Annotated in this window: 10 protein-coding genes and 2 pseudogenes; 6 read left to right on the top strand and 6 right to left on the bottom strand. The window is 30.2% G+C overall.

The genetic code is table 11. From position 1 onward, the window contains the following. Nucleotides 1-26: 26 nt before the first annotated feature. The 3 genes from RCH18_RS12080 (at nt 27) to RCH18_RS12070 (ending at nt 2,758) form a co-directional block, all read left to right on the top strand. Nucleotides 27-1,496 carry a lipopolysaccharide biosynthesis protein gene (locus tag RCH18_RS12080; RefSeq protein ID WP_326937015.1) on the top strand — a complete coding sequence of 490 codons (1,470 nt, stop codon included), beginning with the start codon at nt 27-29 and terminating at the stop codon, nt 1,494-1,496. Nucleotides 1,497-1,605: 109 nt separating this feature from the next. Continuing rightward, complete coding sequence (locus RCH18_RS12075) at nt 1,606-1,914, top strand: hypothetical protein (protein ID WP_326937014.1); 309 nt, start codon at nt 1,606-1,608, stop codon at nt 1,912-1,914. 52 nt (nt 1,915-1,966) lie between these two features. Continuing rightward, nucleotides 1,967-2,758, top strand: coding sequence for a DUF3575 domain-containing protein (locus RCH18_RS12070; RefSeq protein WP_326937013.1), 792 nt, complete (start codon nt 1,967-1,969; stop codon nt 2,756-2,758). A gap of 60 nt (nt 2,759-2,818) precedes the next feature. On the opposite strand, the gene uvrA is transcribed toward RCH18_RS12070, so the two are convergent. Further along, nucleotides 2,819-5,608 (bottom strand): excinuclease ABC subunit UvrA, encoded by a 2,790-nt coding sequence (gene uvrA, locus RCH18_RS12065; RefSeq protein ID WP_326937012.1) that lies wholly within the window; start codon nt 5,606-5,608, stop codon nt 2,819-2,821. A 235-nt stretch (nt 5,609-5,843) separates the two neighbouring features. Between uvrA and RCH18_RS12060 the strand changes: the two are divergent. Beyond that, nucleotides 5,844-5,972: pseudogene (locus tag RCH18_RS12060) on the top strand (glycoside hydrolase family 16 protein); the annotation flags it as partial. A gap of 474 nt (nt 5,973-6,446) precedes the next feature. Continuing rightward, nucleotides 6,447-7,031 (top strand): RNA polymerase sigma factor, encoded by a 585-nt coding sequence (locus tag RCH18_RS12055; RefSeq protein WP_326937011.1) that lies wholly within the window; start codon nt 6,447-6,449, stop codon nt 7,029-7,031. 274 nt (nt 7,032-7,305) lie between these two features. On the opposite strand, the gene RCH18_RS12050 is transcribed toward RCH18_RS12055, so the two are convergent. Further along, nucleotides 7,306-7,968 (bottom strand): endonuclease III domain-containing protein, encoded by a 663-nt coding sequence (locus RCH18_RS12050; protein WP_326937010.1) that lies wholly within the window; start codon nt 7,966-7,968, stop codon nt 7,306-7,308. Between the two features lie 238 nt (nt 7,969-8,206). On the opposite strand from RCH18_RS12050, the gene bcp reads away from it, so the two are divergent. After that, nucleotides 8,207-8,659 carry a thioredoxin-dependent thiol peroxidase gene (bcp, locus tag RCH18_RS12045; RefSeq protein WP_326937009.1) on the top strand — a complete coding sequence of 151 codons (453 nt, stop codon included), beginning with the start codon at nt 8,207-8,209 and terminating at the stop codon, nt 8,657-8,659. A gap of 93 nt (nt 8,660-8,752) precedes the next feature. Here bcp and RCH18_RS12040 read toward each other — a convergent pair whose 3' ends face one another. From RCH18_RS12040 to RCH18_RS12025, 4 genes and pseudogenes are all read right to left on the bottom strand, one after another. Next, nucleotides 8,753-9,052: a HigA family addiction module antitoxin gene (locus tag RCH18_RS12040; protein ID WP_326937008.1), complete on the bottom strand. Its 300-nt coding sequence runs from the start codon at nt 9,050-9,052 to the stop codon at nt 8,753-8,755. Nucleotides 9,053-9,063: 11 nt separating this feature from the next. Next, nucleotides 9,064-9,345 carry a type II toxin-antitoxin system RelE/ParE family toxin gene (locus RCH18_RS12035; protein ID WP_326937007.1) on the bottom strand — a complete coding sequence of 94 codons (282 nt, stop codon included), beginning with the start codon at nt 9,343-9,345 and terminating at the stop codon, nt 9,064-9,066. 114 nt (nt 9,346-9,459) lie between these two features. Beyond that, nucleotides 9,460-9,790, bottom strand: a pseudogene (locus tag RCH18_RS16155) (LytR/AlgR family response regulator transcription factor). A gap of 639 nt (nt 9,791-10,429) precedes the next feature. Further along, nucleotides 10,430-10,651, bottom strand: a complete 222-nt coding sequence (locus tag RCH18_RS12025) for a hypothetical protein (protein ID WP_326937005.1) — start codon at nt 10,649-10,651, stop codon at nt 10,430-10,432. Between the last annotated feature and the right edge of the window lie 2,660 nt (nt 10,652-13,311).

Genomic DNA, 13,311 nt, shown 5'->3' with positions numbered 1-13,311 from the left:
GATCATTACATAACTTTAAACCTTTCATGGGAATAGTATTAAATCAGTCTTTAAAGAATACCGTCATCACCTATTTGGGTTTTGGAATTGGGGCAATAAACACACTTTATTTATATCCTGTTCTTCTTGGCGCTACTTTTTATGGTTTAACTAACTACATTACATCTTGTGCAAATGTTATTATGCCGTTATTTGCAATTGGAATGCAAAATTCATTAGTAAAGTTCTATTCTCAATATGAAACTAATGAAGATAGATCTCGATTTTTATCCTTTACGGTCTTATTTCCATTAGTACTAATAGTCCCAATGTTACTAATCTCTCTCTATTTTTATGATGAGATTTTATTCTTTCTTTCGAAAAAAAATGAAATAGTAAAAGATTATATATGGTTGATTCCGTTTATAGGATTGTGCATGGCTTATTTTGAAATTTTTTATGCTTGGGCAAGAGTTCACATGCATTCTGTCTTTGGAAACTTTATTAAAGAAGTTGGTTTACGATTATTTTCACTTTTTTTATTAGTTGCCGTATATTTTAATTGGCTTACCGTTGAAGGATTTGTTTACGCAACGGCAGGATTGTATTTTTTAGCTTTTTTAGTAACCATGTTTTACGCATTTAGTATTCAAAAACCCACATTTCAGTTTGCATTACCTGTTAATACTAAAGATATTTTAGTGTACACTTTCTATATTATTCTTTCAGGAAGTGTAGCTAATTTACTTTTAGATGGCGATAAAATAATGCTAAATCAATATATGATCATTGATAATATAGCCTTTTATTCAATTGCTACATTTATTGCTTTAGTAATTTCAGTACCGAGTAGAGCAATGCACCAAATTGTATATCCAATTACTGCAAAATTGATGCATGATAATAAGTATGAAGAGTTAAATGATTTATATAAAAAAACATCTATCAATCTTCAAGTGGTTGGCGGTTTTGTGATGCTTGGAATTTTTGTCAATATCAATCAATTGTACGCCATGATTCCAGAGGAATATAGTGGCGGAATTCTAGTTGTTTTTATGATTGGAATTTCAAAATATTTTGATTTGATTTTAGGGAATAATAATGCAATAATTTTCAATACTAAATATTATCGCGCAGTACTTTTTCTTGGAGTCGTTTTAGTAGCAGTAGCCATTGGATTGAATATGTTACTTATTCCAACTTATGGAATTATGGGCTGTGCCTTTGCAACCTTAATTTCAATAACTTTATACAGTGTGGCTAAATTATTGTTTGTTGTAAAGCGATTGCATCTTTATCCTTTTACAGTACAAACTTTACATTCAATCATTTTGACTTTGATATTGTTTTTACTATTTTATTTCTGGGAATTTCCTTTTAATCCTATGATTTCGATAGCATTAAAATCAGTATTAGTAACGATCTGTTATATTTTTTTGAATTATAGATTTTTAGTCTCTGTAGAAATTAATCAAGTGATTGATATAGTATTAAAGAAACTAAAGTCATTTATTTAAATTTTATTTAAATCAAATATCACTAAAAGTAGGTATTGTGTAAGTGTTGATTAACTTTTATTTTTGCTGTTGTTACTTATTATAGTGACCATCTAAAATTGCCCCAAATATGATCTTAGATAAATTGAAAACAGACACGAATAAAAGCGATCAAGATTTGATCAAATTTTCCTCAATCTTGGCTACAAAAACCAATGAAGGATTTGTAGTTTTGGAAAGAAATGATAAATTGCCTTATGCTATTTTGATAAAAAATCAGAAAAAGGTCAATCACATTTACAATTTACTAATATTTTGTTTCACATTAGGACTCTGGATTATTCCTTGGATTTATATATCACAAGTTTCCTCAAAAGCTAAAAAAATACTGATAGCAATTGATGAAAATGGAATACCCTTTGAGGAAAAATGTTTTTGATTTACTTTTGTGCATTAAAATTAAATTGTTCAATCCTAATATTATCTATCAAATGAAAAAAAATCTACTTTCCGCGTTAGTAATTTTGTTTAACATTTGTGTTGCTTTTGCACAAACGACAACCTCAGTAAGTGGTTCTAATTCGCTGGTATCCATCAATGAAGCATCATTGATAAAAAAGAATAATGTAAAAATTAGTTTAACCAGTTTAGCTTTTAAAAACTATCAATTTCAATATGAAAGAAGTTTGACTAAGCGAATAGGTGTTGTAGTTGGATACAGTTTTATATCTAAAGGCAGTATAGCTTTTAAAAGACAATTAAGCGAATTGACTTCGGATAATGAAGACAATAAAAAAATCCTTGATAATGCGCAATTGGGTTATTCTGCTTTCACGCCAGAAGTTCGAATATATTTAGGAGAAGGGTATGGGAAAGGTTTTTATATTGCTCCTTTTTATAGAAACTTAAAATATGACATTACTGATGTTACTTTTACATTTAAAAGTGATTTAGGGCCACAAGAAGATATCGATATGGGTGGCAAACTTACTGCAAATACTTTTGGATTGCAATTAGGTGCTCAATTTAATTTAGGAAAACATATTATTTTAGACTGGTGGATTGTAGGACCTCATTATGGTACTGCCAAAGGGAATTTTGATGGAAAAACAGATCGAACATTAACTTCTTTTGAACAAGCAGAACTTCAAAAAGAGCTTGATGACATTGATCTTCCTTTAGGAGATATAGAAGCCAAAGCGAATAGAAATGGTGCCACGATAAAAATTAGCGGACCATGGGGAGGAATAAGAAGTGGAATTAGTTTAGGTTATAGATTTTAATTAAAAGCTAGGTTTAAATAAAAGGCCTATAAGTCAATTTTTGATTTACTGGCCTTTTATTTATTTCTTTAAAACAGCTTTTAAATAGGTGGCTGTTATGGATTTTTTATTTTTTACGATTTCTTCAGGAGTTCCTACGGCTAACAATTTTCCGCCATTTTCTCCTCCTTCAGGACCTAAATCAATTACCCAATCGGCACATTTTATCAAATCGAGATTGTGCTCTATGACAATTATTGAATGTCCTTTTTCAATTAAAGCATCAAAAGACTTCAGCAATTTCTTGATATCATGAAAATGTAAACCTGTTGTAGGTTCGTCAAATACAAAAAGCGCTTTTTCTTTTGTAGCACCTTTTACTAAGAACGACGCCAATTTTATACGTTGTGCTTCGCCACCTGAAAGCGTAGATGATGATTGCCCTAATTGTACATATCCCAATCCTACATCTTGTAGCGGTTGTATCTTTTGAATTATCTTAGCTTGTTTATGCTCAGTGAAAAATGCAATGGCATCATCAACCGTCATAGTTAAAATATCATTTATGTTTTTGCCCTCAAAAGTTACTTCCAGCACTTCTTTCTTAAATCTTTTTCCATTACAGGTTTCACAGGGCAGTTGAACGTCAGCCATAAATACCATTTCTACATTGATCGATCCTTCTCCTTTACAGGTTTCGCAACGGCCTCCATCAACATTAAAGGAAAAGTGTTTAGCTTGATAACCTCTTATTTTCGAAAGCTTTTCCTTTGCATATAATTCTCGAATATCATCATACGCTTTGATATACGTTACAGGATTGGAACGTGAACTTCTACCAATAGGATTTTGATCGACATATTCAATATGTTTTATTTGCGAAAAGGATCCAGTAATTTCGCTAAATTGACCAGCTTTCTCGCCTACATTTTCCAACTTTTTCTGTATCGCTGGAAACAAGATTTTCTTGATAAGCGTGCTTTTTCCACTTCCTGATACTCCTGTAATAACCGTTAAAACATCAAGCGGAAAAGTAACATCAATATTTTGTAGGTTGTTTTCTCTTGCGCCTTTTATTTCAATATAATTTTTGAAAGCTCTACGTTTTTTTGGAACCGAAATTTCCAGATCTCCATTCAAATATTTCGCCGTGAGTGAAGTCGATTGTAATATCTCGTCATAACTTCCTTGCGCAACTAAATTCCCGCCTAGTGTTCCTGCTTCAGGTCCTATATCGATAATCATATCAGCCGCTTTCATAATGTCCTCGTCGTGCTCTACCACAATAACAGTATTGCCTAAATCTCTTAAGGATAGTAATACTTTTATCAAACGCTCGGTGTCTTTTGGGTGCAAACCTATGCTTGGTTCGTCAAGAATATACATAGAACCCACCAAGCTACTGCCAAGTGAAGTGGCTAAATTAATTCGTTGTGACTCTCCACCAGAAAGTGTTGCTGATTTTCTATTTAAAGTCAAATAATCTAAACCAACCTCTGTCAAAAATGATAATCTATTATTAATTTCTAATAATAAACGTCTAGCAATTTGCTGCTCATATACATCTAATTCTAAGTTCTTGAAAAACGTAACTAAATGTTTAATCGGTAAATCTACTAAATCAGAGACAGTCTTCGAATTAATTTTTACATACGATGCTTCTATCCTAAGTCGTTTTCCATTACAAGAATAACATTTGGTTTTACCGCGATAACGGGATAGCATAACGCGATTTTGAATCTTATAATTTTTTTCTTCTAATTCTTTGAAGAATCGATTTAAACCTTGAAAATATTCATTTCCTTTCCATATCAGCTCTTTTTGATCTTCAGATAATTGAAAGAACGGTTTGTGGATTGGGAAATCAAATTTATAAGCCTTATTAACTAACTCATCGCGATAGTAGCTCATGCTTTCGCCTCGCCACGGAAAAATTGCATTTTCAAATACGGATAAAGTGGTATTGGGGATGACTAGCTCAGCATCAATTCCTATTATATTTCCATATCCTTCACAAACAGGACAAGCTCCATAAGGATTATTAAAACTAAATAAATGAACATTAGGTTCTAAAAATGTAATTCCATCTAATTCAAAATTATTTGAATATGTATACTTTTTGTCAGCGTTTAATTCTTGTAAATAACAGATTCCCTTTCCTTCAAAAAATGCAGTTTGTACCGCATCAGCAAGACGATTGTAGAATTCTTCTTCTTCCTTTACTACAATTCTATCGACGATTAGGAGAATTTCTTTTTTGGCCAGAGAATCAGGCAAGTCATCTAAACGCACCATTTCATTATCAACTAAAATTCTTGAAAAACCTTGTTGCAAAAGCACCTTTAGTTTGTCCTCTAATTTTCTGCCTTCCTCTAAATGGATAGGAGCAAGGAGCAACCATTTGCTGTCTAATTCAAAACTTTTTACATCAGTTACAACATCGGTTACGGTATTTTTTTTGACTTCTCTACCTGAAATTGGTGAATAGGTTCTTCCAATTCTGGCAAAAAGCAACTTTATATAATCGTAAATTTCTGTGGAAGTTCCTACTGTAGATCGAGCGTTTGTTGTGTTTACTTTTTGTTCAATTGCAATTGCGGGTGCTATTCCTTTGATGTATTCTACTTTTGGTTTGTCCAATCGTCCTAAGAATTGTCGGGCGTAAGAAGACAAACTTTCTACATAACGGCGCTGTCCTTCAGCATATAATGTGTCAAATGCTAAACTTGATTTTCCTGAACCTGAAAGTCCAGTAATGACAACTAATTTATTTCTTGGAATGGCAACATCTACATTTTTTAAGTTATGTACTTGCGCTCCTTTTATGATGATATTTTTCTTTGGATCTAATTTCGAAAGGTCAACTTGCATAAAAACATTAATTTTTACAAAAGTAATCAATTTTAAACGGACTCAAAGAATTGAACAAGTCACAATTATTGATTAAAAAGGGGTGTATTTAGAAGATGAGAAATATGTAATGTTTTTATATTTTCCATACTTCACAATTATTCTAATTTTATATTATTAAATAAATATAATTAGTGGGAATGCTGATGAGCATTTGTTACCGATTATGATTCCCAGTGATTAAACATAAATGGTTTGGCCTTTCAATCAGCCCTTTTATTTGATTGTCAACATGGCAATAGGCGGAAATTTTGGTGGTCCAGAAGTTGATGATACAATTTTTCCTCAGGATTTTGTCATTGATTATATAAGGGTGTATCAATAATAGCAAATTGCAAAAACAAAATTTAAGTCTGTTTATCGAAAATCTATCAGACTATTTTTCACAATAAATCTTTTCTCTCTTATTAATTTATGATTTTAAACAATTATTGAACTTTATTTGGTAATTGAAAAGGAGCTTTTTTTAGTGCGATCTTTAAACTTTAATACTATCATTAATTTCGAATTATAAAGCCTTACTTAAATATCATTTTCATTAAAATAGTTGTGACTTTTTTTTAATTGACTAGCAATTAAATTAATGTTATAAATTATAAAAAAAGCTAAAATTTATAACATTAAAATTATTTCATAATAATTAGTTAAAATCTGTTAAAATTTGTTATTTTTACTTGTGCGTTCAAATATAAATAAATTATATTTGAGCGATTTTAAATCCTAATCCACTGAGCCTATATTATAAAACTACTTTTTAGAGCAATCTATCACTTTTAATTAAAAACTAAAAAGTATTAATATGGTTAATATACAACTCCCAGACGCTACATTAGTGACGCAATACATCGCCGGTAATGAGGATGCATTAGCGATTTTGATAAAAAGACATCAATCAAAAATTTACGGATTCATCTATTCTAAAATTCCAGACAGAGATGTGACCAACGATGTTTTCCAAGATACTTTTATCAAAGTTATTAAAACTTTGAAATCAAACTCTTATAATGAAGAAGGTAAATTCCTACCATGGGTTATGCGTATTTCGCATAATTTAGTGGTAGATCATTATCGAAAAAATAAGAAAATGCCAATGTTTAGAGAAACCGAGGAATTTTCTATATTCTCAATCATGTCTGATGATTCCTTAACTATCGAAAATAAAATTATCGCCGATCAAGTAGAAATGGATTTACAAAAATTGATTGAAGAACTTCCAGCTGATCAAAAAGAAGTTTTAGTAATGCGAATGTATCAAGATATGAGTTTTAAAGAAATATCGGAATGCACCGGAGTAAGCATCAACACGGCATTAGGAAGAATGCGATATGCGTTAATGAATTTGAGAAAAGTGATAGATAAGCACCAAATTGTTTTAACCAATTAACAATATACTACTATTTGCTGCGTTGTAATAGAAAACAAAATCTATTATTTTATGGCAAAAATTTACTCAAAAAAATCAATGGTTTCCGCATCGATGAAACCAAGTAATGAGACAATTTCTTTTTTATTAAGCTACTCCAAAGCGTTGAGCATAATAAAAATAAACAATTTAAATTTTGAAATTATTTCTAATTAGAATGAAATAATATAAAATATTTATTAAGTTTAAAAAAAATTCCACTCGATTCAAACTGAATTTAGTGGAATTTTTAAATTTAGACTTTTGTTTGTTTTTTATAGTAGGTATCTAATACTGTTTTTCGTCCTATAGTCTTTGTAATAATATCTTTTTCTAAATCCCAGCCACGAGCTTGGGAGTATTGCCGTCCATACCAAATAATTTGCAAGTGTAAATCATTCCAAGTTTCCTCTGGAAAAATTCGTTTTGCATCCTTCTCCGTTTGAACTACATTTTTTCCGTTTGTTAAATTCCACCTGTACATTAATCTATGAATATGCGTATCCACTGGAAAAGCGGGAATTCCAAAAGCTTGTGACATAACTACACTCGCTGTTTTATGTCCCACAGCAGGTAATTCCTCTAGAAATTCAAAACTTTGAGGCACTTCGCCACCATGTTTATCAATTAAAATATGTGATAAACCATGAATGCCCTTCGATTTCATTGGCGACAAGCCACAAGGTCGAATGATTTCTTTAATTTCTTCCACTGTCATCTTTATCATATCGTACGGGTTATCAGCACGCGCAAAAAGCAGTGGTGTAATTTGATTTACGCGAACATCAGTACATTGTGCTGATAGTAAAACCGCGATTAACAACGTGTAGGGGTCTTTATGATCGAGTGGCATTGGAATTGTTGGATACAGTTCTTTTAACGTATTTATAACAAAATTTACCCTTTCCTGTTTGTTCATTTTTGTATTTTTAGCATTGTAAAAATAGGTTAATTTTCATTATGTGCCTAATCCAGCTGTACATTGCAAGTCCTCCTTTAAAAAACTTTTTTTCTATCTTTATAAAGGAGCTTCCTGCCGGTCGCTCTTTATAAACAAGAAAAAATAGCTTTTTTCAGTCCGGGCTTTTCATTTCCATCTGGGGCAGAAATCCGAGTTTCAGTTCGAATTTATCCAATCAATCAAATAGTTAAATAATATGACAACATTAAAAAAAGGAGATAAAGCGCCTAATTTTTCAGCGCTAGATCAAGACGGAAAACCACATCAATTAACGGATTACGCTGGTAAAAAATTAGTAGTTTTCTTTTACCCAAAAGCAAGCACACCAGGATGCACCGCCGAAGCTTGTGATCTAAGGGATAATTTTGAGCGTTTTCAAGCTAATAATTATGAATTGCTAGGTGTAAGTGCTGATTCTGCTAAAGCACAATCTAAATTTAAAGACAAGTATGAATTTCCTTTTCCACTTTTGGCTGATGAAGACAAAGCAGTAATTCAAGCTTTTGGAGTTTGGGGACCTAAAAAATTCATGGGGAAAGAATACGATGGAATCCACAGAACCACTTTTATAATTGATGAAAATGGAATTATTGATGAGGTAATCGAAAAAGTAAAAACTAAAGAACACGCAGCACAGATATTGAAGTAAAATCAAAACGCCACAAAAGAAATTTTGTGGCGTTTTTGATTTTTGTTTTAAACGAAAGATAGATTCAGAAGAAGTTTTTTGAAAATATTCAGTTTATGCTACATTATGAACTGCAGGTTTAATATTTTCAAGTTCCTTTTTTTTAGAAATGTTTTCTTCTTCTAAATCAAAATCATCTTGAAGACCAAGCCAAAATTTTGCGCTGCTACCAAAATATTTGGAAAATCGTAAAGCAGTGTCGGCAGTTATTCTACGCTTTCCTTTAAGAATTTCTCCAACTCTTGTTTGTGGAATAAAGGTTTCCTTTGCTAATCGGTATGCTGTAATTCCTAATGGTTTAAGAAATTCCTCTTTTAGAATTTCTCCGGGATGTATATTTTTTAAAGTTTTCATAATTTATTTTTTTAATGATAATTTACAATCTGAACTTCAAAGGCGTTATCATTTTCCCATTTAAAAATAATTCGCCATTGGTTATTGATTTGTATGCTATAAAATCTCGATAAGTTGCCACTCAATTTTTCCAAATGATTCGCAGGGGGAATCCTAAGATCATTTGTGTTTTGCGCATTATTAATCATTCTTAGTTTGCGTCTTGCTACGTTTTGAATATCAAAAGGTAATTTTCTGGACTGAATTCCATTCCAAATTTTCTCAGTTTCTTTATCGCCAAAATTCTGCATCATATTAAGTTAAATCAAGATACTAACGTCAAAGGTAAGTATTTATTTTGAGGTTAGCAGTTTTGTAAGATTATGAATTTATAATGGAATAACAGTCTGTTTAAAACTGTCTAACATCTAGTAAATCCCCATAAATTCTTTGATGTTTTCGGAATAACTTTTTCCTGAAGTAATATTTGTTCTTTTTATATCATTGAGAGTAATGACTAAACGATTGTTAAAGTATTTCTGAGCTTCTTTTACATAGTCTTTGCTAATAATGATGGCTCTATGAATGCGTAAATAATTATCGGTAATTTTTTTCTAATCTTGAAATAGATTCTGTAATTAAGAACGATCCAAATTGAGAATGTATAGTGGTATAATTATTATCGGCTTCAAAATAAGTTACATTATCTAGTTTTATAAAAATTAATTTATCGTTTATCTTAACGGTAATAGAAGTCATTTTTTTATCCTCTTTTTGATTTTTAATGTCTTTTAAAACTTTAAAAATCTCATCTGAAGAGCTTTTTATATGGAATGTTTTTAATTTCTGTACGGTTTTTTCAATACGTTCTAATCGTACCTGTTTTACTAAATAATCGATACTATTGGTTTCAAAAGCCTCTAAAGAATATTGGTCGAATGCCTTATAAAAACAACCATCGGAATATTTTTTAAGCTTTGTAATAATTCAAAACCAGTACAACCTGGCTTCAATGTCTAAAAAAAAAATATCTGGATTTAAATCGTTGAAAACAGTATAATTTATGAGCTAATTGATAAAAATATACACCAAATTTCACAAGTTAAAAATATTGCAAAATAGTATTTGAATTCTACAAATAGGTGAATTTGATATAAATTGGAAATTGTTAGCATTTAAGAATAAAAGTTTAATTAGTTCAGCAAATTGTTTATATTCCGCTAGCTGTTCGGATAATCCCTCGCATGGTCATTCGTCGGAATGAAAATTCACTAGTAATTTTTTTATATATTAGATTTAGTAATAATTAGTTATATAATGTAGTATAAATTTTTAGATCAATCATCAAAAACCTCGATAAACGTATTATCAAGGTTTTTACGTTTTAAATTGCTATTATTAATTGTCTAAATTTTTACCAGAATCATTTGATTCTACTTTATCTATAAATATTTTTTTAAAACGAAAATACCAGATCAACCCAAAAAAGATTGTATTAAAGATAAATTTGGACAATTGAAATTCTTTACCATCATAGTAGTCCCAAGCAGCGATCACAATGGTGTAGGTTAAACCAGCAGTTAATACTGATTTTAGAATTTTTGATAAATGTTGTTTCATTTTTTATGTTTTAACCAATCAATCAAATGTAATTATTAAATTCTTGATCGCTTTAATAATAAATTACTTTTCTTGTCTAGTTTTGAAAATTTTTAATGTCTTTTCTTGAAAATTTATTTGTTTAAAACCCATTAAATTTGTTTTCGTTTGACATTTATGTAAAGCCTAATACAACTAGAATTGTAAACTTTTTTTACTTTTCTTATTGATATATAGCACATTAATATTAGATAGAGCGAAATATTAAATTTTTGCTATTAGTTAAAAAAGCAAACTGCGTATTATAAAATCACTAATTGTCTGCCTTTAAAATTTTTAAAAGAGAGAGCAATCAATGCTCGAGATTCACATTTTTAAAAATTGAAAACTGAATTATCAATGTAGTTGATAAATTAAAACTAAATAAAGTACTTTACAATTGTATACTAAAACTATTTACCTTCTAAAATAGACTAACTTAATGTAGATTCCACATTATAATATTGTAAAATATATAATTTCAGTTAGTTGAGCAACTTGATTAGATTTCTCCTTAGTCGGAATAACAAAGTAATAGAGATATGATGTATTTTTTTTTAACCTTAATGCCTTTGACGAATAATTTGTCATTCTGAAAAAATAAGGATTTTCATTATGAGATAAGCTCAATGATACCGCTTTAAAAGTGAGCAATTTGATTAGATTCCTCCTTCGTCGGAATGACAAAGTAATAGAGATATTATGTGATGAATTTTTTTTATCCTTTATTGCTTTGACGAATAATTTATCATCCTGAAAAAACAAGTATATTCATATTAAGATTAGCCTAATGATATTACTTTAAAAGTGAGCAACTTGATTAGATTCCTCCTTCGTCGGAATGACAAAGTAATAGAGATAAGATTTGAATAAAATTTTTATCGATCTTAATGCTTTTGACGAATAATTTATCATCCTGACTAATTAAGTATTTTCATTATGAGATAAGCTCAATGGTTGCAAATAAAAAGTGAGCAACTTGCTTAGATTCCTCCTTCGTCGGAATGACAAAATAATAGAAATATGATGTGATTAAAAAGTGAGCAACTTGATTAGATTCCTCGTTCTTCGGAATGACAAAGTAATAGAGATAAGATTTGAATAAAATTTTTATCGATCTTAATACTTTTGACGAATAATTTATCATCCTGACTAATTAAGGATTTTCATTATGAGATAAGCTCAATGGTTGCAAATAAAAAGTGAGCAATTTGATTAGATTCCTCCTTCGTCGGAATGACAAAGTAATAGAAATATGATGTGATTAAAAAGTGAGCAACTTGATTAGATTCCTCGTTCTTCGGAATGACAAAGTAATAGAGATAAGATTTGAATAAAATTTTTATCGATCTTAATGCTTTTGACGAATAATTTATCATCCTGACTAATTAAGTATTTTCATTATGAGATAAGCTCAATGGTTGCAAATAAAAAGTGAGCAACTTGCTTAGATTCCTCCTTCGTCGGAATGACAAAATAATAGAAATATGATGTGATTAAAAAGTGAGCAACTTGATTAGATTCCTTCTTCGTCGGAATGACAAAATAATAGAGATATGATGTGATTAAAAAGTGAGCAACTTGATTATATTCCTCGTTCGTCGGAATGACAAAGTAATAGATATGATGTGATTTAAATTTTTATCGATCTTAATGCCTTTGACGAATACTTTGTCATCCTGACTAATTAAGGATTTTCATTATGAAATAAGCTCAATGGTTGCAAATAAAAAGTGAGCAATTTGATTATATTCCTCGTTCGTTGGAATGACAAAGTAATAGAGATAAGATTTGAATAAAATTTTTATCGATCTTAATGCTTTTGACGAATAATTTATCATCCTGACTAATTAAAGATTTTCATTATGAGATAAGCTCAATGGTTGCAAATAAAAAGTGAGCAATTTGCTTGGATTCCTCCTTCGTCGGAATGACAAAGTAATAGAGATAAGATTTGAATAAAATTTTTATCGATCTTAATGCTTTTGACGAATAATTTGTCATCCTAACAAAGTAAGGATTTTCATTATGAGATAAGCTCAATGGTTGCAAATAAAAAGTGAGCAACTTGCTTAGATTCCTCCTTCGTCGGAATGACAAAATAATAGAAATATGATGTGATTAAAAAGTGAGCAACTTGCTTAGATTCCTCCTTCGTCGGAATGACAAAATAATAGAAATATGATGTGATTAAAATTTTTATTAATCTTAATGCCTTTGACGAATACTTTGTCATCCTGACAAAGTAAGGATTTTCATTATGAGATAAGCTCAATGATTGCAAATAAAAAGTGAGCAATTTGATTAGATTCCTCCTTCGTCGGAATGACAAAGTAATAGAGATTAAAAAGTGAGCAACTTGATTAGATTCCTCCTTCGTCGGAATAACAAAGTAATAGAGATTAAAAAGTGAGCAACTTGATTAGATTCCTCCTTCGTCGGAATGACAAAGTAATAGAGATAAGATTTGAATAAAATTTTTATTGAACCTTAATGGCTTTGACGATTAATTTGTCATCCTGACTAATTAAGGATTTTCATTATGAAATAAGCTCAATGGTTGCAAATAAAAAGTGAGCAATTTGATTAGATTCCTCGTTCGTCGGAATGACAAAGTAATAGAAATATGATGTGATTAAAAA

The sequence above is a fragment of the Flavobacterium sp. PL11 genome (assembly GCF_035985025.1).
GTDB lineage: Bacteria > Bacteroidota > Bacteroidia > Flavobacteriales > Flavobacteriaceae > Flavobacterium.
This window is presented reverse-complemented; position numbering and strand designations above follow the sequence as displayed.